This window comes from Sulfitobacter sp. OXR-159 (genome assembly GCF_034377145.1).
Taxonomy (GTDB): Bacteria; Pseudomonadota; Alphaproteobacteria; order Rhodobacterales; family Rhodobacteraceae; genus Sulfitobacter.
The window spans coordinates 828,058-848,518 of record NZ_CP139707.1 but is presented as its reverse complement, the minus strand read 5'-3'; the positions used below and the strand labels follow the sequence as shown (position 1 = coordinate 848,518).

General features: G+C 63.3%; 21 protein-coding genes. 8 read left to right on the top strand and 13 right to left on the bottom strand.

The features are described from left to right. Window positions 1–55: 55 nt before the first annotated feature. Genes modA through modC form a run of 3 tightly spaced genes read left to right on the top strand, consistent with a single transcriptional unit; the run spans window position 56 to window position 2,560 of the window. A complete protein-coding gene (gene modA / locus T8A63_RS04195; protein ID WP_322345058.1) occupies window positions 56–793 on the top strand; it encodes a molybdate ABC transporter substrate-binding protein in 738 nt (245 codons plus the stop codon). Beyond that, the gene (gene modB, locus T8A63_RS04190; RefSeq protein WP_067627439.1) at window positions 783–1,475 is read left to right on the top strand and encodes a molybdate ABC transporter permease subunit; all 693 of its coding nucleotides are present in this window, start codon (window positions 783–785) and stop codon (window positions 1,473–1,475) included. The genes modA and modB overlap by 11 nt, the downstream gene beginning before the upstream one ends. Further along, a complete protein-coding gene (gene modC, locus T8A63_RS04185; protein ID WP_416153231.1) occupies window positions 1,475–2,560 on the top strand; it encodes a molybdenum ABC transporter ATP-binding protein in 1,086 nt (361 codons plus the stop codon). The genes modB and modC overlap by 1 nt, the downstream gene beginning before the upstream one ends. On the opposite strand, the gene T8A63_RS04180 is transcribed toward modC, so the two are convergent. Next, window positions 2,561–3,328 carry an EcsC family protein gene (locus T8A63_RS04180; RefSeq protein WP_067627437.1) on the bottom strand — a complete coding sequence of 256 codons (768 nt, stop codon included), beginning with the start codon at window positions 3,326–3,328 and terminating at the stop codon, window positions 2,561–2,563. Between the two features lie 51 nt (window positions 3,329–3,379). After that, window positions 3,380–3,859, bottom strand: a complete 480-nt coding sequence (locus T8A63_RS04175; protein WP_067939910.1) for a GNAT family N-acetyltransferase — start codon at window positions 3,857–3,859, stop codon at window positions 3,380–3,382. Between the two features lie 105 nt (window positions 3,860–3,964). Here T8A63_RS04175 and T8A63_RS04170 point away from each other — a divergent pair, with 105 nt between their 5' ends. Then, entirely contained in the window at window positions 3,965–4,570 is a 606-nt protein-coding gene (locus T8A63_RS04170; RefSeq protein ID WP_322345057.1) for a flavin reductase family protein, read from the top strand. A 271-nt stretch (window positions 4,571–4,841) separates the two neighbouring features. On the opposite strand, the gene T8A63_RS04165 is transcribed toward T8A63_RS04170, so the two are convergent. Then, window positions 4,842–6,473, bottom strand: a complete 1,632-nt coding sequence (locus T8A63_RS04165) for a SulP family inorganic anion transporter (RefSeq protein WP_317390686.1) — start codon at window positions 6,471–6,473, stop codon at window positions 4,842–4,844. A 288-nt stretch (window positions 6,474–6,761) separates the two neighbouring features. Between T8A63_RS04165 and T8A63_RS04160 the strand changes: the two genes are divergently transcribed. Together T8A63_RS04160 and T8A63_RS04155 are read left to right on the top strand one after the other, a co-directional pair. Continuing rightward, window positions 6,762–7,634 carry an S-methyl-5'-thioadenosine phosphorylase gene (locus tag T8A63_RS04160; protein ID WP_067627332.1) on the top strand — a complete coding sequence of 291 codons (873 nt, stop codon included), beginning with the start codon at window positions 6,762–6,764 and terminating at the stop codon, window positions 7,632–7,634. A gap of 168 nt (window positions 7,635–7,802) precedes the next feature. Continuing rightward, the gene (locus T8A63_RS04155; RefSeq protein ID WP_067939895.1) at window positions 7,803–8,333 is read left to right on the top strand and encodes an adenine phosphoribosyltransferase; all 531 of its coding nucleotides are present in this window, start codon (window positions 7,803–7,805) and stop codon (window positions 8,331–8,333) included. Here the strand turns inward: T8A63_RS04155 and T8A63_RS04150 are convergent. From T8A63_RS04150 to coxB, 10 genes are all read right to left on the bottom strand, one after another. Beyond that, window positions 8,330–9,745 (bottom strand): FAD-binding oxidoreductase, encoded by a 1,416-nt coding sequence (locus T8A63_RS04150; protein ID WP_322345056.1) that lies wholly within the window; start codon window positions 9,743–9,745, stop codon window positions 8,330–8,332. The genes T8A63_RS04155 and T8A63_RS04150 overlap by 4 nt on opposite strands. Before the next feature lie 135 nt (window positions 9,746–9,880). Continuing rightward, the gene (locus T8A63_RS04145; RefSeq protein ID WP_067621886.1) at window positions 9,881–10,465 is read right to left on the bottom strand and encodes a GNAT family N-acetyltransferase; all 585 of its coding nucleotides are present in this window, start codon (window positions 10,463–10,465) and stop codon (window positions 9,881–9,883) included. Then, on the bottom strand, window positions 10,465–11,727 hold the full coding sequence (locus T8A63_RS04140) for a M16 family metallopeptidase (RefSeq protein ID WP_067621889.1): 1,263 nt from the start codon (window positions 11,725–11,727) through the stop codon (window positions 10,465–10,467). Before T8A63_RS04140 ends, T8A63_RS04145 begins: the two co-directional genes overlap by 1 nt. After that, window positions 11,724–13,112, bottom strand: coding sequence for a threonine synthase (thrC, locus tag T8A63_RS04135; RefSeq protein WP_067939899.1), 1,389 nt, complete (start codon window positions 13,110–13,112; stop codon window positions 11,724–11,726). The genes T8A63_RS04140 and thrC overlap by 4 nt, the downstream gene beginning before the upstream one ends. Before the next feature lie 4 nt (window positions 13,113–13,116). Further along, window positions 13,117–13,803, bottom strand: a complete 687-nt coding sequence (locus T8A63_RS04130) for an SURF1 family protein (RefSeq protein ID WP_132444370.1) — start codon at window positions 13,801–13,803, stop codon at window positions 13,117–13,119. A gap of 95 nt (window positions 13,804–13,898) precedes the next feature. Then, on the bottom strand, window positions 13,899–14,705 hold the full coding sequence (locus T8A63_RS04125; RefSeq protein ID WP_067621899.1) for a cytochrome c oxidase subunit 3: 807 nt from the start codon (window positions 14,703–14,705) through the stop codon (window positions 13,899–13,901). Window positions 14,706–14,740: 35 nt separating this feature from the next. After that, window positions 14,741–15,316, bottom strand: a complete 576-nt coding sequence (locus T8A63_RS04120; RefSeq protein WP_067621902.1) for a cytochrome c oxidase assembly protein — start codon at window positions 15,314–15,316, stop codon at window positions 14,741–14,743. Beyond that, entirely contained in the window at window positions 15,316–15,483 is a 168-nt protein-coding gene (locus T8A63_RS04115; RefSeq protein WP_067621905.1) for a cytochrome C oxidase assembly protein, read from the bottom strand. Before T8A63_RS04115 ends, T8A63_RS04120 begins: the two co-directional genes overlap by 1 nt. Further along, window positions 15,483–16,418 carry a heme o synthase gene (gene cyoE, locus T8A63_RS04110; protein WP_067939903.1) on the bottom strand — a complete coding sequence of 312 codons (936 nt, stop codon included), beginning with the start codon at window positions 16,416–16,418 and terminating at the stop codon, window positions 15,483–15,485. The genes T8A63_RS04115 and cyoE overlap by 1 nt, the downstream gene beginning before the upstream one ends. Window positions 16,419–16,478: 60 nt before the next feature. Next, window positions 16,479–17,396 carry a cytochrome c oxidase subunit II gene (gene coxB / locus T8A63_RS04105; RefSeq protein WP_322345055.1) on the bottom strand — a complete coding sequence of 306 codons (918 nt, stop codon included), beginning with the start codon at window positions 17,394–17,396 and terminating at the stop codon, window positions 16,479–16,481. Window positions 17,397–17,576: 180 nt separating this feature from the next. Between coxB and tldD the strand changes: the two genes are divergently transcribed. Continuing rightward, window positions 17,577–18,998 carry a metalloprotease TldD gene (tldD, locus tag T8A63_RS04100; protein ID WP_322345054.1) on the top strand — a complete coding sequence of 474 codons (1,422 nt, stop codon included), beginning with the start codon at window positions 17,577–17,579 and terminating at the stop codon, window positions 18,996–18,998. Between the two features lie 96 nt (window positions 18,999–19,094). Then, entirely contained in the window at window positions 19,095–20,255 is a 1,161-nt protein-coding gene (gene dprA, locus T8A63_RS04095; protein WP_322345053.1) for a DNA-processing protein DprA, read from the top strand. Window positions 20,256–20,461: the final 206 nt, after the last annotated feature.

Sequence of the window (20,461 nt, the reverse complement as noted above, 5' to 3'; positions counted from 1 at the left end):
CCTTGTCTGACCATATGCACTTGCCCCCCTTCAATGCATCAAAGATACTACCAAAATGATAAGATTTTGCGCCCTTCTGACCCTGTTCTGCGGCCTTGCCCTCCCCCTTCGGGCCGAGGCACCGCTGACCGTCTTCGCCGCCGCCAGCCTACGCGGCGCGCTGGAGGAGATTGCAGACGCGTTCCCCGCGCCATTGGCCTTGGCCTACGGCGGGTCGGGCACGATGGCGCGGCAGGTCGCTGCCGGAGCGCCTGCGGATGTCGTCCTTCTGGCGAACACAGATTGGATGGATTGGCTGTCGGATCAAGGGGTTAGCACCGCCGAGCAGGCCCAGATCGTCGCCCGCAACCACTTGGTGCTGATCGCCCCCCGTGGCACCGCCGCGCTGTCCCAGCCTGCCGACCTGCCCGTCCGGCTGGGCCGCATGGGGCGGCTCGCCATGGGCCAACGTGATGCGGTGCCCGCAGGCAGCTATGCCCGCGAATGGCTGACCCATGAGGGTCTATGGGAGGGCCTGCAAAGCCAATTGGCCGAGACCGACAGTGTCCGCGCCGCGCTGGCCTTGGTCGCGCGCGGCGATACGCCCTTTGGTGTGGTTTATGCCAGCGACGCCCATGCCGAGGATGACGTGCAGATCGTCTATAAGGTGCCCGCCGACACCCATGCCCCCATTACCTATCCCGCCGCCGCCCTGACGCCGGAAGGCACCGCGCTGGTCGATTTCCTGATCACGCAAAAGGCGCAGACGATCCTTGAGGATCATGGTTTCCTTCGGGCCGATCATGGATCTTGACGCTGCCGCTTGGGCCGCGCTCTTGTTGTCGCTGCGGGTGGCGACTGTGGCGATGCTCTGCTCTCTGCCGCTGGCGCTTTGGGTTGCGTGGATCCTCGCCCGGAAGCAGTTTCGTGGCAAAGGCGTGTTGAGCGCGTTGGTCCATCTGCCACTGGTTCTGCCGCCAGTGGTGACGGGCTATCTGCTGCTGCTCAGCTTTGGCCGCAACGCCCCCATGGGTCGTCTGTTAGAGAGTTTCGGCATCGGCCTTGCCTTCCATTGGACCGGCGCAGTGCTGGCCGCTCTGATCATGAGCTTTCCGCTGATGGTCCGCGCCATGCGGCTGGCGATCGAAGCCGTCGACCCACGGATCGAGGCCGCCGCCGCCACACTTGGCGCGCCGCGTATCAGCGTGTTCTGCCGCGTCACCCTTCCACTGATCTTTCCCGGCATCCTTGCCGGCGCGGTGATGGGCTTTGCCAAGGCGATGGGCGAATTCGGTGCCACGATCACATTCGTCGCCAATATCCCCGGCCAGACCCAAACCCTGCCGAGCGCGATTTGGACGGCATTGCAGGTGCCGGGCGGCGAGAGCCGCGCGCTGACCATGGCGGCGCTGGCCGGGCTGGTGGCGCTGGCCGCCGTGCTGCTTTCCGAAGCTTTGGCCCGGCGGGTCGCCAGACGCATCTCGGGGGCGCGCTGATGCTGGAGGTCACGCTGCGCCATCGGTTCGACGGCTTTGATCTGGACCTGTCATTCACCACCAAAGGGGGCATCACCGCGCTTTTTGGCCGCTCGGGTGCAGGCAAGACGACGGTGATCAACGCGCTTGCCGGATTGCTGCGCCCTGATGTCGGCCGCGTGGTGTTGGAGGGTGAGGTGCTCGTGGATACGCAGCGCGGCATCTGGGTGCCGCCACATCGCCGCAGGCTGGGCTATGTCTTTCAGGATGCGCGGCTTTTTCCGCATCTTGATGTGCGCAAGAACCTGACCTTCGGCACGCGCTATGCCCCGCGTGACAGCCAAGGGGCGGGCTTTGAGGATGTCGTGGCGCTTCTGGGGCTTGAACCTTTGCTCGACCGTGCCCCGGCGACCCTGTCGGGCGGAGAAAAGCAGCGTGTTGCCCTTGGTCGCGCCCTGCTTTGCCATCCGCGCCTGCTGCTGATGGACGAACCATTGGCGAGCCTCGATGGCCCGCGCAAGCAAGAGATTCTGCCCTATCTCGAACGCCTGCGCGACGGGGGATTGGGCCTGCCGATCCTCTACGTCAGCCACGCGGTGGATGAGATTGCCCGGCTCGCCGATCGGCTGGTCTTATTGCAAAACGGGCGGCTAAAGGCGCAGGGCGCGCTGTTCGACGTGATGGCCGACCCCGCCGCCGTGCCCCTGCTGGGCGTGCGCGAAGCGGGTGCGGTGCTGGAGGCCGATGTCATCGCCCATGCCGAAGATGGGCTTTCGACCCTCGCCGTTCGGGCGGGGCAACTGGAACTGCCGGGGGTGCAAGCGCCGATAGGCACGCGGGTGCGGCTGCGGGTCTTGGCGCAGGATGTGATCTTGTCGCGCCAGCGGCCCGAGGGGCTGTCTTCGGTTAACATTCTGCCCGTGCGGGTGGATGCGGTGCATCCCGGTGACGGGCCGGGCGCCGCCATTGCGCTGGACGCGGGCGGTGACCGCCTGCTTGCCCGCGTCACGGCGCGGGCAGTACGCGATCTTGATCTGCGCGAGGGGATGGGGTGCTACGCCATCATCAAGGCCACCACCGTAGCGCCGGGCAGTATCGGGCGCTGATCAGATCTTGGACGGCGTCCGACCCATCTTCTGTCTCAGTCGGGCAACCAGTTCCTCTTGCGGGATGTCCGCCTCTATCGCCAGGCTGCGCAGGCCGAAATGCACATGGGCCATGTCTTGGTAATAGCTGGTATAGGCATAGTTCGTCGCCGCCCCGGCCACTGCGCCCAGCACCGGCACCGCCTGCGCGGCGAGCTTTTGCCCCATCACCAATGCCAGCCGAGGGGCCACGCGGGCGATCACCGCGTTCATCGCGCGGCCCGTCAGCGCCATGCGGACCGTTAAAAACCCCAGATCGGCGCTATCGTCATCGGCCAACGGCCCTGCAGCGGTGAAGACATGGACGCAGTCGAACTGCACATTCTCAGCCGCCGGATCAAACCCATGTTCCGCCGCCACGCCTTGGATGACCCGCAACAGCAGCGTTGTGGTCACCGGCAGTTCGGCCAGCGCCGTGGGCAGCCCCCCGGCCCCGCCAGCGGCCCCCATGGCGGTTGAGACCGCTTGGTTCAGCCAACCCTGCTGATCCTTCACATAGCTGCGGCTGGAATGGGCGGCCTGCATGGCATGGCCGAGCGCCTTCATCGTCGCCCCTTCGAGATTGCGGCGCACTGCACCCGGCAATCGGTCGATCAACCCATCCGCGCTGCCGCCGATGAGGTTCAGCACATGAATGCCCACGCCGCCCGCCTGTTTATAGCGGCGGGCGATCTCATCCAGCCGGGCGTCGACATCAATAGTGCTGGGCAGGTTGCTTTCGATCTGCATGGGCGTCCCTCTTTGAGCTTAGGCTCAATGTGGGTCGGGTCTGGGGTAAAATCAATCGTGCCAGCGGCGAACCTTGCCGGTGACCCCGGCCCAAGCCCCCTCGGCTAAGGCGCGGCCCAAGATGCGCGCGGGGTTCGTGGGCGGGGGCATCTCGACATCTTGCAGAAGGGTAAAGCCAAAGCGGTTGTAGTAAGGCGCATCGCCCACCAGCATCACACGTTCCCACCCCAGCGGGGCCGCCTGCGCCAGTGAGGTTTCGATCAGTGCCGCGCCCAGCCCTTCGCCTTGCCTTGTGGGGTGCACCGCCACCGGGCCAAGTAACAGTGCGTTCGCCGCGCCGATGCGCACGGGCCAATAGCGGATCGCGCCTGCCAGAATCCCACCGCTATCGCGCGCCACATGGCTCAGCCCCGCCACAGGCGGCACGCCGTCGCGTAGCCGGTAAGACGACAGCGCCTCGCGCCCCGGCGCGAAACAGGTGTCGTAAAGCGCTTCGACCTCCCAATGGTCAGCGGGCCCCTCCGGGGTCATCTTGTAGGGCGTCTGATGCAAGGCCGGAGGCTTTCAGGAGCAATTGCGGGTGGCGCTGGACGTAGCATGAGGCTAGCCATGGGTGCAAACCATCAAGGAGTGTTCATGTTCTATCGTCCAGAAGACGGCCATGGTCTGCCGCATAATCCGTTCAACGCCATCGTCACCCCGCGCCCTATCGGCTGGATCTCCAGCCGTGACGGTCAGGGCCGCGACAACCTCGCACCCTATTCTTTCTTTAACGCTGTGGCCTATGTGCCGCCGCAGGTGATGTTCGCCTCGACCAGCGCCAAGGAAGACGTGGACGGCACCAAGGATTCCGTGGCCAACATCCGCGAGACCGGGGTGTTTTGCGTAAACGTGGTGGAATATGCGGCGCGCGACGTGATGAACGTGACCTCGGCCACCCTGCCCCATGGCGAGGATGAGTTCGCCCGCGCCGGGATCGACAAGGCCGAATGTGAGCAGATCGCCTGCGCGCGGGTGGCCAATGCGCCTGCCAGCCTCGAATGCAAGCTGACACAAATCATGCAATTGCCGGGCGAGGCGAATTTCGCGGTCTTCGGCGAGGTCGTGGGCGTGCATATGCGCGACGATTGCGTGGTCGATGGGCGGTTCGACGTGACCCGGTTCCAGCCGCTGTCGCGTCTGGGGTATCGTGATTACACGGTGGTGCGGGATGTGTTTGAGTTGAAGCGACCGGATGATTGAATGACGAGGGGTATCGCCTGCCCGCGGGTCGGCGATGAGACAATGCCAGCTGCCACTTTATGGTTCAGTCGTGATGTGCGTTCTCTATGTCGCGCCTAGCCTCGCCGGATCGCCTACCCGGTCGCACCGGAGGTGCGCTCAGAATGATACGGCACGCCTTTGGCGTGACGGGCGGGTAGGCGATGGCCCGGCGCCTTCGGCTTGATTCCGGGCCGGTGGTAACCTCGAACAAAAAACAAAACCCGGCACCTCTTGGCGCCGGGTTTTCTATTCAGTGCCCGCCCAGAACCCCGGTGCGCACATCGTAATCAACCGCCAGTTCATAATCAGGGTCGTCATCGCTATCGACCATCAGATGCCCCGCCTTGGTCAGCAACCGGTGACAATCGCGGCTCAGGTGGCGCAACTGCAGACGCTTGCCCGCCGCCTCGTATTTCGCGGCCATCGCCTCGATCGCCTGTAGCGCGGATTGATCCACCACCCGGCTGTCGGCGAAATCGACGATCACCACCTCGGGGTCGTTCTCTACGTCGAAAAGCTCGGCAAAGCCATCGGACGAGCCGAAGAACAGCGGGCCGTGGATCTCATAGACCTTGGCGCCCTCTTCGGTCACTGACCCCCGCGTGGTCGCATGGATACGGCGCGCGTTGTTCCATGCATAGGCCAGCGCCGAGACGATCACACCGACGACCACCGCCACGGCGAGGTCCTCCATCACGGTCACCACCGTCACCAGAATGATAACGAAGGCATCGATCAGCGGCACTTTCCGCAAGATGGTGAGCGAGTTCCAAGCGAAGGTGCCGATCACCACCATGAACATCACGCCAACGAGAGCGGCAAGCGGGATAAGTTCAATCACCGAGGACCCGACGAGGATGAAAAGCAGCAAGAACACTGCCGCCGCGATCCCGGCAACACGGGTGCGGCCACCGGATTTCACGTTGATCATCGACTGACCGATCATCGCGCAGCCGCCCATGCCACCGAAGAAACCGGTGACCGTGTTGGCCACACCTTGGGCGATGCACTCTTGGCTGGCGCCGCCGCGCTTTCCGGTAAGATCACCCACAAGGTTTAATGTCAGCAAGCTTTCGATCAGGCCAATGGCGGCGAGGATCACGGCGTAAGGCAGGATGATCTCAAACGTCTCCCACGTCAGCGGCACCATGGGGATGTGCAAGCTCGGCAATCCGCCTTGGATCGAAGCCAGATCACCCACCCGCGGCACGTCGAGGCCGAAACCGATCACCAGAGCGGCAATAACCCCGATGCCCGCAAGCGGCGCGGGGATCAGTTTGGTGATGCGCGGGGTGATCCAGATGATCGCCATGGTTGCCGCCACCAGCGCCAGCATCAGGTAGAGCGGCTGGCCCGAAAGCCATTCGCCACCGCCCATGCCGTGGCCGGTATCGACCATGGTGCCGGGCACTTTAAACTGGCTCATCTGGGCAAGGAAAATCACGATGGCAAGGCCGTTGACGAAGCCCAACATCACCGGATGCGGCACCAGCCGGATGAATTTGCCCCACTGCATGACGCCTGCGAAGATCTGCAAAAGCCCCATCAGCACCACGGTGGCAAAGAGGTATTCAACCCCATGCTGCGCTACCAAGGCCACCATGACCACTGCCAGCGCGCCTGTGGCGCCCGAGATCATACCCGGCCGACCACCGATCAGCGCGGTGATGAGACCGACGAGGAAGGCAGCATAGAGCCCGACCAGAGGGTGTACCCCGGCGACAAAAGCAAAAGCCACCGCCTCGGGCACCAAGGCCAGCGCCACCGTTAGCCCCGACAGCAATTCGATGCGCAGCCGCCCGATGGAGAAACCGTCGTCCGGCATCCAACGCAGATCGGTCACATCAAGGTTCTTGGCAAAATTGTGCAGCGTGGCGCGCATGGGGGCGTCCTTTGACTTTCGGAAAACGAATATAGCGCCCTGACCGCGGATGCGGGGCGCTTTTGGCTGCATCTAGAGGAATTTCGCCGCGAAGAAAAGCGTATTGCCTCCCTTCGGGCAGAGTTTGCTGCAATGCAGAAACGCTTTTGCGGGCCGAGTGAGCGGCGCAGGACCGGTACCTCCTGACGCAGACGTGTCGCGTCTCTTGGCAAAAACACTTGATCCCCGTGGCATTCTATGAGGTTCTTTGGGCCTTACCGGCAACCATCCAAGGCACAGGCTCCCTCCATGACAGATACGAAAATCGCCGTGATCGGCGGCTCCGGCATTTACGACATCGACGGGCTTCAGGATGCCGATTGGGTCACGGTTGAGACTCCTTGGGGCGCGCCGTCGGATCAGGTGCTGACCGGAACGCTGAACGGGGTCGCCATGGTCTTTCTGCCGCGCCATGGCCGGGGGCATGTGCATACGCCGACCTCTGTCCCCTACCGCGCGAATATCGACGCGCTTAAGCGATTGGGCTGTACGGATGTGATAAGCGTTTCCGCCTGCGGGTCGTTCCGCGAGGAAATGGCACCGGGGGATTTCGTGGTCGTCGATCAGTTCATCGACCGCACCATGGCCCGCGAGAAAAGCTTTTTCGGCCCCGGCTGCGTGGCGCATGTCTCTGTCGCCCATCCCACCTGCCCGCGGTTAAGCGACGCCTGCGAGACCGCCGCGCGGGAGGCGGGCATCAACGTGCACCGTGGCGGCACTTATCTGGCAATGGAGGGGCCGCAGTTCTCGACATTGGCGGAATCGAAAATGTACCGCGAAAGCTGGGGCGCGGATGTGATCGGCATGACCAATATGCCCGAGGCAAAGCTCGCCCGCGAGGCCGAGCTTTGCTATGCCTCTGTCGCAATGATTACTGACTATGACAGCTGGCATCCGGATCACGGTGAGGTGGATGTAACGCAGATCATCGCCACCTTGATGGGCAATGCCGACAAGGGCCGCGCCATGGTCTCGCGACTGCCCGCGCTTTTAGGTGCCGAGCGCGCGCCCTGCCCGCATGGCTGTGACCGGGCGCTGGAGTTTGCGATCCTAACCCAGCCGGATGCGCGCGATCCTGAGTTGCTGGCCAAGCTGGATGCGGTGGCGGGGCGGATGCTTTGACCGCGGGCGGCGGTTCTGCTTGGCTGAGTGCGGAAGGTGTTTAAGAAAGGATGAAGGGAGGGGGTTTGGTGCCCCTTTTCGGATGTTGGGCGGCGGGCGCAGATGGGGGGTTCGCCCGGGCGGCGCGTTGCGCTAAGACGGGTCCGGTCAAACACGCGGAAGGGCGGCATGAAACAGGTTCAGGATTATATTCGCACGATCGTAGATTTTCCCCATGAGGGGATCATGTTTCGTGACGTGACAACGCTTTTTGCCGATCCGCGCGGGTTTCGCATGGCGATCGACCAGATGCTGCACCCCTATGCGGGGATCAATATCGACAAGGTGGTGGGGCTCGAAGCGCGTGGCTTTATTCTGGGCGGGGCGATTGCGCATCAGTTGAGCGTGGGTTTCGTGCCGATCCGCAAGAAGGGCAAGCTGCCCGGCACGGTGATCAGTCAGGAATATAAGCTTGAATATGGCGAGGCCATTGTCGAGTTGCATGACGATGCGATCAAGCCGGGTGAGAAGGTTTTGGTGGTGGATGATCTCTTGGCCACCGGCGGCACAGCGGAGGCCGGGATCAAACTGATCGAGCGTTTGGGCGGCGAGATCGTTTCCTGCGCCTTTATCATCGACCTGCCGGAACTGGGCGGGCGCAAGCGTTTGGAAGCGCTTGGCAAAGAGGTGCATGCGCTCTGCGCTTTTGACGGGCTTTAAGCCCTTAAGACGGCGCCGGGGTTCATGATGCCTTGGGGATCGAGCGCCGTTTTGATGGCGCGCATGGCGGTGAGTTTGGCGGGGTCGCCGTAGCGTTCGAGGTCATCGACCTTGACGCGGCCCACGCCATGTTCCGCGCTGAACGAACCGCCGAGGTCGTGGACGAGGTCATGGACCAGACGTTTCACGTCGTCGCGCTGGCCTTCGTAATCGGCGCGGTTTCTGCCCTTCGCGGGGAAGACGTTGTAGTGCAGGTTGCCGTCCCCGACATGACCGAAACAGTTGATGCGGAAGTCGCCGAGTGCCGAGAGCGCATCGGTGGCGCGGGTGATGAATTCGGGGATCGCGCCGAGGGGCACTGAGATGTCGTGGCTTGAGACCGAGCCGATCAGGCGATTGGCCTCGGGGATGGTTTCGCGGATGGTCCAGAAGTCTTGGGCCTGCTGGGCGTTCTGCGCGATGAGGCCGTCGGAGACGAGGCCCGCGTCAAGCGCTGCGGCGAAGAGCGCCTCTAGCGCGGCGTCGGTGTCGATCTCTCCGGGGGTGCCGATGTCGATCAAGACGCTCCATTGCGGGGTTTCGGCGAAGGGTTGGCGGATGTTGGGCAGGGTTTCGTTAAGGAAATCGAAACCTCTGCGGTGCATCAGTTCGAAAGCGCTGATCATTTCGCCCAAGTGGTCCCGCGCGAGGGAGAGGAGCGTCAGCGCCGCGGCTGGGCTTTCGACGACCATCAACGCGGTGCCACTGCGGGCGGGGCGCGCATAGAGTTTGAGGGCGGCGGCGGTGATCACGCCGAGCGTGCCTTCGGCACCGATCAGCAGGTTGCGCAGATCGTAGCCGGTGTTGTTTTTGCGCAGGCGGGTGAGGCCGTGCCAAACTTGGCCGTCAGGCAGGACGGCTTCGAGGCCAAGGCAAAGGTCGCGGGCATTGCCATAGCGCAGCACGCCAGTGCCGCCTGCGTTGGTCGAGAGTGTGCCGCCGATCCGCGCGGTCCCTTCGGCAGCGAGGGACAGGGGAAAGAGGCGGTTTGCCTCTTCGGCGGCGGCTTGGACATCGGCGAGGATGACGCCCGCTTCGGCGACCAGTACGTTCTCTTCAGGCAGGACGGCGCGGATGCGGTTCATGCGCTCAAGGGAGAGGATCAGCGGTGCCGGGCCATCGCTGCTGATCTGCCCGCCAACAAGCCCGGTGCCGCCGCCATAGGGCACGACCGGCACGCGGGCGGCATGGGCGGCGCGGATCAGGGAGGCGACCTCTTCGGTGGTGCGCGGCAGGGCCAAGACGCCACCCTGCCCTGCATAACGGCCGCGGGGTTCTTCGAGGTAGCGCTGCTCGGGGTCGCGCAGCACATCGTCTGGCAGTTGTGCGCGCAGGGCGTCGATGAAGGCGGTGTCGGCGGGATTCAGTGTCATGGGCCTTTGATCCTGCGCGGGGCGCGCGGATGCAAGGGCAAAGCGCCGGAACGGCTGGGAGAATGCGGGGCGTGAGGCGGGGCAATAATGCCCCGGCGATGCTTGTATCAGCAGCGGAGCGCTCCGCGCAGAGGCTTAGCCTACGTCCGTGCGCCCGCGCCGATCTTTGCGCAGGGAGGCGTAGAGCACATGGGTCCGCCAGCGGCCATCGATTTGCAGATAGCTCTGCGCGACGCCTTCGTATTTAAAGCCCGCCTTTTCAAGCAGGCCGCGGGAGGCTTGGTTTTCTGGCAGGCAAGCGGCCTCGATGCGCGACAGGTCGAGCCGGGTGAAGGCCTGATGCACCGTCGCCTCTATCGCCTCGCGCATGTAGCCTTGGCGGGCGAAGGGTTCGCCCGTCCAATAGCCCAAGGTGCCGGATTGAGCAGGACCGCGGCGGATGTTGTCGAGGGTGATCGCACCGACGAGATTTTGATCGCTGCGCCGGATCAGGAAGAGCGGCATGGCGTTGCCCGAGGACACCGAGCGCTGCGCCCAATATACACGGTTGGTAAAAGCCTTGCGGGTCAGGTGATCCTCGGCCCATGTCGGCTCCCACGGGCGCAGGTAGTCGTTGCTGGCGCGGCGCAGGGCGGACCAGGCGCGGAAATCGGCATGGATCGGCGGACGCAGGGTCAGCCGTTCCGTTTCGATCCGCAGTTTGCGTCGCCCCAGCAGCATCAGGCGGCGCGTCTGCTGTGAAGCTCGTCGAGCGTTGGTGCGCTGTCGACCGGGCCGTAGAGGGCCAACGCCGCCGGAGCTTGGGTCGCCATGCGCTCGGCGAAATCGCGCACATCGCCGGTGGTGACGGCGTCGATCTGGGCCACGGTCTCTTCGAGGGGCGGAACGCGGTCCCAGATTTGGATGAGGCGGGCCAGACGTTCGGCGCGGTTCGAGGGGCTTTCCAGCCCCATCAGCAGCCCGGCTTTCATCTGGGCGCGGGCGCGGGCGACTTCGGCGGGGGACATGTCAGAGGCCGCGCGTTTCATCTCGTCGATGGTGATGTTTGCCAGTTCGGGCAATTGCTCGGCGCTGGTGCCGGCGTAGATCGTGGTCATGCCCGTATCGGCATAGGCACCGGCTTGGGCAAAGATCGTATAGCAAAGGCCGCGGTTCTCGCGGATCTCTTGGAACAGGCGCGAAGACATGCCGCCGCCCAAGGCAGAGGCGTAGATTTGGGCGATGTAGATGTCATCCGAGCGGTAGCCGGGGCTTTCAAAGCCAAGGGCGAAATGGGCCTGTTCAAGCTGCTTGACCTGCCGGAACTCGCCCCCGCCGAAACGGGCGCTGTCGATCTGGTAGAGCTTTTTCGAGGGCATGTCGCCAAAGAGGCTTTCGGCTAGTTTTACGATCTTGTCGTGGTCCACGGCACCGGCAGCCGAGAGGATCATCTGCTCGGGGCCGTAGTGGTCCGCGATGAAGCGTTGCAGATCGTCGCGCGAGAAGGCCGAGACACGTTCGGACGGGCCGAGGATGGTGCGGCCGATGGGTTGATCTGGATAGGCCTGCTCTTGGAGCCAGTCGAAGATCACATCGTCGGGCGTGTCGAGGGCTTGGCCGATCTCTTGCAGGATCACGCCGCGTTCGACTTCAACCTCAGAAGGGTCCAGCACCGGGTTGCGCAGTATATCGGCGATCACGTCGAGGCCGAGCGCCACGTCGTTTTCCAGCACGCGGGCGTAATAGGCGGTGACTTCGCGCGAGGTATAGGCGTTGATATAGCCGCCCACGTCTTCGATCGCTTCGGCGATTTGCAGCGACGAACGGGTGGCGGTGCCCTTGAAGGCCATGTGCTCAAGGAAATGCGCGATGCCGTTTTGTTGAGGCGTTTCGTGCCGTGCGCCTGCGTTCACCCAGACGCCGATGGCGGAGGAGGCGAGCCCCTCCATATGTTCGGTGACGATCCGGAAGCCGTTGGGCAATGTGGTCTGTTTGAGGCTCACGCGGGGAGGTTTCCTTTGATATGCGCTTTCAGCGCGTCGAGGTCATTGGGCAGCCGGGTGAAACGTTCTTCCCGGTCGAAAAGGTCCGCCATGCGCGGCGGCAGGGGCGGGCGAATGCCGGTGGCGGCTTCCACCGCGTCGGGGAATTTGGCCGGATGCGCGGTGGCCAGCGTGACCATCGGGGTGGCCGGATCGCGCAGCTCATCTGCGACTTTCACGCCAACGGCGGAATGTGGGCAGAGCAGCTCGCCCGTGGTGCGGCGGCGGTCGGTGATGGTGGCACTGGTTTCTTCTTCCGAGGCGCGGCCCGAGCGGTAGGTGTCTTGCAGCGCCTGCATGGCGCCTTGGGAGACATCGAAACCGCCCTGCCCCAATTCGTCCATCAGTTGCGCCACGGCCCCGGCGTCGCGGTCGTATGCATCAAAAAGGGCGCGTTCGAAATTGGACGAGACCTGGATGTCCATCGAGGGGCTGATTGACGGGGTTACGCCGCCTTTGTGGTAGCCTTGGCCTGAGAGACAGCGGTGCAGGATGTCGTTTTGGTTGGTGGCGACGACCAGATCGGCAATGGGCAGGCCCATGCGTTTGGCGATGTAGCCAGCAAAGATGTCACCGAAGTTGCCGGTGGGCACGGTGAAGCTGATTTCGCGGCCCGGTGCGCCGAGGCTGGTAGCGGCTGTGAAGTAGTAAACCACCTGCGCCAGCACCCTGCCCCAGTTGATTGAGTTCACCCCTGCCAGCCGCACGGAATCGCGGAAGTCGAAATCGTTGAACATGTCTTTCAGGCGCGCTTGGCAGTCGTCGAAATCGCCATCGATGGCCAGCGCGTGGACGTTGGACTCCGCTGGCGTGGTCATCTGGCGGCGCTGCACGTCAGACACCCGACCATGCGGGTAGAGGATGAAAACATCGACGTTATCAAGCCCCTTGAAGGCTTCGATCGCGGCCGAGCCGGTGTCGCCCGAGGTCGCGCCGACGATGGTCACCCGCTCGCCCTTGCGACCCAGAGCGGCCTGAAACATCTGGCCGATCAACTGCATGGCGAAGTCTTTGAACGCCAATGTCGGGCCGTGGAAGAGTTCTAGCAGGAAGTGGTTCGGAGCCAATTGCACCATGGGTGCGCGGGCGGTGTGGCCGAAACCCTCGTAGGCGCGGGCGATGATGGCGCGGAATTCGTCGTCGGTAAACGTGTCGCCGATGAAGGGGCGCATAACCGTAAAGGCGACCTCTTCGTAGCTTTGGCCCTGCATGGCGTTGATTTGCTCAGGCGTAAGCGTCGGGATGGTTTCGGGCACATAGAGCCCGCCGTCACGGGCAAGGCCGGTCAGCATCGCCTCTTCGAAGGACAGAACGGGGGCGGAGCCACGGGTAGAGATATAGCGCATAGGGTCAGTCGACTTTCGGCGTTGCAGGGGCGCGGCGGCGGCGCAGGAAAAGAACGGTCATCGCCAGCCAGATGGCGGCGAGGGAAAACCAGGTGATCGCATATTGCAAGTGATCGTTGGGGATACGGGCGGTATCCACGGGCAGCGGCGTGATCTTGGGGTCCGGCCCGCTGCCGTCGCGGACCACGACGAGGAGCGGCTCGGTGTTAAGCGTGTCAGCCATGACCTCCACATCCCGGGCGAACCAGATGTTGCTTTCGGTGTCGGCTTCGGGCGTGAAACTGTCGACCTCTTGGGGCCATTGCAAGTTGCCGGTCAGGGTGGCGCTGCCCGCGGGGGCGATGGCGTCTTTGTTCGCTGTGGCGGTAAAGCCGAGGTCGACGAGGATGCGGCGGCTATCCTCCAAGGTCATGGGCGCGATGACACGGTAGCCTGCGCCTTTCTGCTTCTGGCTGACCAGCACATGCAGCGCCTCGGCCCCGATCTCTCCGCTGACCGTGACGGGCAGATAGGCGTCGGCTTGTGGGTCAGGATCGCGGGGCAAGGCCACCGGAGCGGCGGTGATCCGGGCGTTGATATCGGCGATGATCGCCTCTTTCCATGCCAGTCGCTGCACCTGCCAGACCCCGAGTGCAACGAGGATGGCTGCCCCGCCAAGGCCGACGATGATGAAGAACAGGCTGCGCCGCATTCGAATCTCTCTGGCTGAAACGACAAACGCGCGAAGAGGGCTTCGCGCGTTTGGGTTTTACGGGTGTGGGGCGCGGATGCAACCCCGCCTTATGTTTAGGGCTGGCCCCACATGTAGACGGCAAAGAAGAGGAACAGCCAGACCACGTCAACGAAGTGCCAGTACCACGCCGCCGCCTCGAAGCCGACGTGGCGTTCGGGGGTGAAGTGGCCGCGCATGGCGCGCAGCAGGCAGACGAAGAGGAAGATCGTGCCGATCACAACGTGGAAGCCGTGGAAGCCGGTCGCCATGAAGAAGCTGGAGAAATACATATCGCCGCCGAAGGTCCAATCGTCATGGACCAGCAGTTCGTAGTATTCGTAAGCCTGCAACGCGGTGAAGAGCACGCCGAGGATCACGGCGATGGTCAGGCCCGAGATCAGGTCCCTGCGGTTGTTCTCATGCGCCAGCGCGTGGTGGGCCCATGTCACGGCACAGCCCGACAGCAGCAGCACCAGCGTGTTGATCAGCGGCAGGTGAAAGGCGTCAACCGCGTGGATTTCGGGCTGGACGTACTCTGAGCCGACATACTCATACATCGGGTAAAGGGCCTGTTTGAAGAAGGACCAGAACCACGCGACGAAGAACATGACTTCGGACATGATGAACAGGATGAAGCCATAGCGCAGGCCGATCCGCACCACACCGGTGTGATCGCCCACTTCGCTTTCAGAGACCACTTCGGACCACCATGCGAACATGACGTAAAGTGTGGCGACCAGCCCGCCCAAGAAGACGAAGGGCGTCATTCCGTGCATCCACAGGACGGCGCCCGCCAGCATGGCAAATCCGCCTACCGACCCCAAAAGCGGCCAGGTCGAGGGGGGGAGAATATGGTAGTCGTGGTTTTTTGCATGGGCCATGGTTGCGGGTCCCTCACCTTTGTTTAATCAGGTCGTTAATTCGTTGTTGTGGCGCTGTCCTGATCGAGGGCGGCATAGCCCTCGGGCAGGTCAATTTCGTAGAATGTATAGGACAGAGTGATGGTATGTACAAACTTCCCATCGCGGTCTTCGACCATTTCCGGATCGACGAAGAAGCTTACCGGCATCTGCACGCGCTCGCCCGGTGCCAGCACCTGTTCGGTAAAGCAAAAGCAGTCGATCTTTTCGAAAAACGGCCCGGCGGTATAGGGGGTCACGTTATAGCTCGCCTGCCCTGCGACCGCATGGTCGGTGGGGTTGTAGGCTTCATAGAAGGCCAGTCCGGTCTCGCCGATCCGCACTTCCATTTCACGCACCACGGGTTTGAACTCCCACGGCATGCCGTCGTTGAGCGAGCCGTCAAAGCGGACCTTGACGGTCTGGTCCAGCACATCCGCGCTGCCTGCCGATACCTGCCCCGGCGTCCCGCCGAAGCCTGTCACGCGGCAGAACCAATCGTAGAAAGGGACAGATGCCCAAGCCAAACCGCCCATCAGCACCACGACACTCACGGTTTGCATTACTGTTTTTTGAGGACCGGAAAGCGCCATTACTGGGTCACCTCACGCTGATTGGCCGGCAATTCAAAATCCGTTTGCGTGATCTTGACGTAGGTCAGCGCCATGATCAGCACCACGAAGGCACCCAGCATCAGGCCTACGCCGATATTGCGGCCCCGGCGGCGCTTGTGCAGTTCATGCTCAGGACGAAAGCTCATCACCAGCCCCCCAAACCAAAGGTACGCAGGGCGGCTTCGCCCAGAATCGCCCCGAAGTGCAAAAAGAGATAGGCCAGCGACAGGCGGAAGAACTTGCGCTCTTCGGCATAATCGTCACCCTCGGCCATGACCTCGTCCCGCTTCCAGATGCGGTAAGCGCCCAGCAGGAAGGCGGCGTTCAAGATCAGCGCCACGGCGAAGTAGAAGATCCCACCGATGGCGGTGAAGGCTGTGCCAATGGCCAGTGCGGCCAGCAGAACCGTGTAGACGAAGATGTGCAGCCGCGTCGCCGGACGGCCGTGGGTCACGGTCAGCATGGGCACTTTGGCATCGTCGTAGTCAGAGCGCATGAAGAGCGCCAGCGCCCAGAAATGCGGCGGGGTCCACATGAAGATTAGCGCGAACATCAGCCATGCCTCGACCGAGAAGCTGCCCGTCGCGGCGACCCAGCCGATCACCGGCGGAAAGGCCCCGGCGGCGCCGCCGATGACAATGTTCTGCGGCGTCAAACGCTTGAGCCACATGGTGTAGAACACGGCGTAGAACAGGATGGTAAAGAGCAACATCCCCCCCGCCAGAAGGTTGGTCGCCAGGCCCAGCATCATCACCGACAGACCCGACAGCGCCACACCGAGGGTCAGCGCCTCTCCGGGTTGGACCCGGCCCGAGGGGATCGGGCGCCCGCGCGTGCGGCGCATCACCGCGTCGATATCGGCATCCCACCACATGTTGAGCGCGCCCGAGGCGCCGCCGCCGATGGCGATGAATAAGATCGCGCAAAAGCCGATGACGGGATTGACCGAGACCGGCGCGGCCAACAGCCCCACGAAGGCCGTGAAGACGACAAGCGACATGACGCGCGGTTTCAGCAGGGCGAAGTAATCCCCCAGCTGCGCGTCGTATTCACGTGTTGGCGTATTGGTGATGTCAGTCATCCCGAACCTTCCAAGGGTAAACACGGGGCACGGGCCTGCGCCCTGCCCCGTGGCACTGGCTTACTTAGAGGCGACGGTCAGCGGCTGTTCGATGCCCGCATATTCCGCCTTGGCGTTGCCAAGCCATTCCGCATAGGCCTCTTCCGAGACGACTTTGACGGTGATCGGCATATAGGCGTGGGCCTGACCGCAAAGCTCGGAACACTGACCGAAGTAGACGCCTTCCTGTTCGGCGGTGAACCACAGTTCCGCCAAACGGCCCGGCACGCCATCCTGTTTCACGCCGAAGGCGGGAATGGTCCAAGAGTGGATCACGTCGCTTGCCGTGACCTGCACGACAATGGTCTTGCCCACGGGGATCACCACCGATGTGTCGGTGGCCAGCAGGAAGTCTTCGCGGGCATAGCCTTCGTCTTCGAGCTTGGCGACCATCGCGTCGTTCAACACGAAGGGGGTCACATCTTCGTCGCCGTCACCCAGCGTGGCCGGGGCACCGATCATGTAGCTGTCAAAGGCAATCTCTTCGTCGACATATTCATAGGTCCAGTACCACTGGTTGCCGATCGCCTTGATGGTGATGTCCGCTTCGGGGATTTCCTGCTGGCGGAACAGGATCGGCAGCGAATAGGCACCGATCAGCACAAGGACGAGAATCGGCAGGATCGTCCAAGCGATCTCAATCGGGGTGTGGTGCGTGAAGGACGAGGGGTTCGGGTTCCGCTTTTTGTTGTAGCGGATCATGACCCAGACGATCAGACCGGTCACGAAAATGGTGATCAGCGTGATGATCACGAGAATCAGGTAATCCAGATCGTGAATATCCTGCGCCAACCGCGTCACAGCGGGTTGAAAGCCTGTCTCGCCGTCAACAGGTCTGCCGATGACATCAAGCCCGTCAATGCGCAGGCTGTCCTGTGCCAATGCAGGCAGGGCGGCAAGGCTGGTCAAAAGACCGGAAAGGGGGAGTAGATGTTTCATATGTCGTCCTGATCTTGTGACCATTAAGAAGCCGATAAGGCACCCCAAACCGCTGCTGCGATCCGGTGCCGTTGTAATCCTGGGTGCTTACAATCATATTCTGCCTACAAGATAAAGTCACATGCTTGCGTCATAGAGCCGCGCGAGACAGTTTTGTGACAGCAAGCAAGGATACCCCCAATGAGCCGCGCGCATTTCACCCCCTTCGAGGCCGATCTGGACCGAGAAACCGCTCTGAGCGTGCTGCGCGAGGCTGTGGCCGGTGCCGATGACGGGGAATTATTCCTCGAACGCCGCCGCTCAGAGGCGCTGGTGTTCGACGACGGACGCCTCAAAACCGCCAGCTACGATGCCGCCGAGGGCTTTGGCCTGCGCGCCGTGCGTGGCGAAGTGGCAGGCTATGCCCATTCGACCGAACTGAGCGAAGCCGCCCTGCGCCGCGCGGCAGAAACGGCGCGGCTGGCGGTGGGCGATGGCGGCGGCACTTGGGCGGATGCTCCGCAGGCCAGCAACAAGCGGCTTTATACGGACGAAGACCCGATCGCGGGCCATGCCTTTCCGGTCAAGGTCGATACCCTGCGCGAGATCGACGCCTATGCCCGTAGCCTTGATGCCCGCGTGGTTCAGGTGAGTGCTACGATTGCCGCCAGCATTCAGGAGGTCGAGATCCTCCGCCCTGAGGGGCATTCAGTGCGCGACGTGCGCCCGATGACACGGGTCAATGTCTCGGTCATCGTGGAGCAAGACGGTCGCCGCGAGAGCGGCGGTGTCGGCGGCGGCGGGCGGATTGGGCTTGATGGTATGTTGGCCCCCGAAGACTGGCAGGCCAAGGTCCGCGAAGCCCTGCGCATCGCCTGCGTGAACCTCGAAGCCGTTCCTGCCCCCGCCGGCGTGATGGACGTGGTGCTTGGCCCCGGCTGGCCCGGCATCCTGCTACACGAAGCCATCGGCCACGGGCTGGAGGGCGATTTCAACCGCAAAGGCTCCAGCGCCTTTGCCGGGCTGATGGGCCAGCAGATCGCCGCAAAGGGCGTGACCGTGCTGGACGATGGCACGATCCCCGACCGACGCGGCTCGATCTCGGTCGATGACGAGGGCACCCCCTCGGCGCGCAATGTGTTGATTGAGGACGGCGTGCTGGTGGGCTATATGCAGGACCGTCAGAACGGGCGGCTGATGGGCGGAGCCTCGACCGGGAACGGACGGCGGCAATCCTATGCGCATATCCCGATGCCGCGCATGACCAACACCTATATGCTAGGCGGCGATGCGGCACCGGAGGACATCGTGGCCGACCTCAAAGATGGGATTTATGCCGTCGGATTTGGTGGCGGTCAGGTGGATATCACCAACGGCAAGTTCGTATTTTCCTGCACCGAGGCCTACCGCGTGCAAAACGGCAAGATCGGCGCGCCGGTCAAAGGGGCCACGCTGATCGGCGACGGGGCCACGGCGCTGCAGCAGATCCGCGCCATCGGAAATGACCCGACGCTGGACCCCGGAATGGGCAACTGCGGCAAGCAGGGCCAATGGGTGCCGGTGGGCGTGGGCCAGCCGACCCTGATGATCGGTGGGCTGACCGTGGGCGGGGCCGCGACCTGACGACACGCCTAAGTTGAATCGAATGGGTTGGAGAAAATTCATAGGTTGTTAAGCACTAAATCCTATACCTGATTCTGCAACGGACGGAGCTTCGGGATGACTGACAAGGACCTACATCCTTCTTCCACTCACCCCCCACTCCCACCCACCCAGGAAGATGAACAGTTTGCCCGGCTTCGTCTGTTGCGCTCACGCAGGGTGGGCATTTCCACCTACCGGCGTCTGCTGGATGAACATGGCTCTGCGATCAATGCGCTGAACGCCTTGCCCGAAGTGGCGCAGGCCGCAGGCATTTCGAACTATCGCATTTGCCCCGAAGGGGTTGTTCAGGCCGAACTCAATGCCGCCCGCACCGCCGGGGCACGGCTGCTGGTTCATGGACAGGCGCCCTACCCCGACCTATTGAATGATCTCGACGATGCCCCGCCCTTTTTGTGGGTGATCGGTGACCCATCCCTCCTCACCCGGCCTATGATTTCATTGGTCGGTGCGCGGAATGCCTCCTCGCTTGGGCTTCGCATGGCACGCACCCTCGCGGCAGAGCTTGGGGAGGCCGGGTTTGTCGTCGTCTCCGGCCTTGCGCGGGGCATCGACGCCGCTGCCCATTCCGCCGCGCTGGCCCATGGCACCATCGCCGTGCAGGCGGGCGGGGTCGACATTATATACCCAAGCGAAAATGCAGAACTGGCGGAACAGATCGCGGCGCAGGGGCTGCGCCTGTCAGAGCAACCAATGGGGCTGCAACCGATGGCGCGGCATTTCCCACGCCGCAACCGCATCATCTCTGGCCTGAGCCGGGCAACCGTGGTGGTTGAGGCGGCGGCCCGCTCGGGCAGTTTGATCACCGCACGCGATGCATTGGATCAGGGGCGCGACGTGCTGGCGGTGCCCGGCCACCCGATGGACGCGCGCGCGGCGGGCTGCAACATGCTGATCCGCGATGGCGCAGTGCTGGTCCGCTCCGCCGCTGACGTGTTGGAGGTTTTGCCGGAGTTGGCCACGCAGGGGCCCGAATTACCCCGACGCAAGCCCGCGCCGCCCCCACTTCGGGCAAAAACGCCTCCGCCAAACCGCGGCCCCGTCGCAAAGCTCCACGCGCAGATCCTCGCCCGCCTCGGCCCCGCCCCGGTCGCAGAGGATCAGTTGATCCGCGATCTGCAAGTGCCCAGCAGTGACGTGGCCCCTGCCCTGCTTGATCTTGAGATGGAGGGGGAAATTCAGCGTCAGCCGGGCGGGTTGCTAAGCCGTTCCGCCTGACGGCGTCGCACATTTCGGCCCGCTCAAACCATAGCTGCGCCGTGGCGCCTCCGCGAGGCACAGCCCCGGCCAAGGCGCCGCCGAAAGCCGCCCGTCAATAGCGGCAATACGGCCCATCCGCCCTGCCTAACCCCTGCGCGCCAAACCCCTCATCCGCAGCAGCCGCATTGACAAACACCCCCGCCATCCCACATGAGACAGCGCAA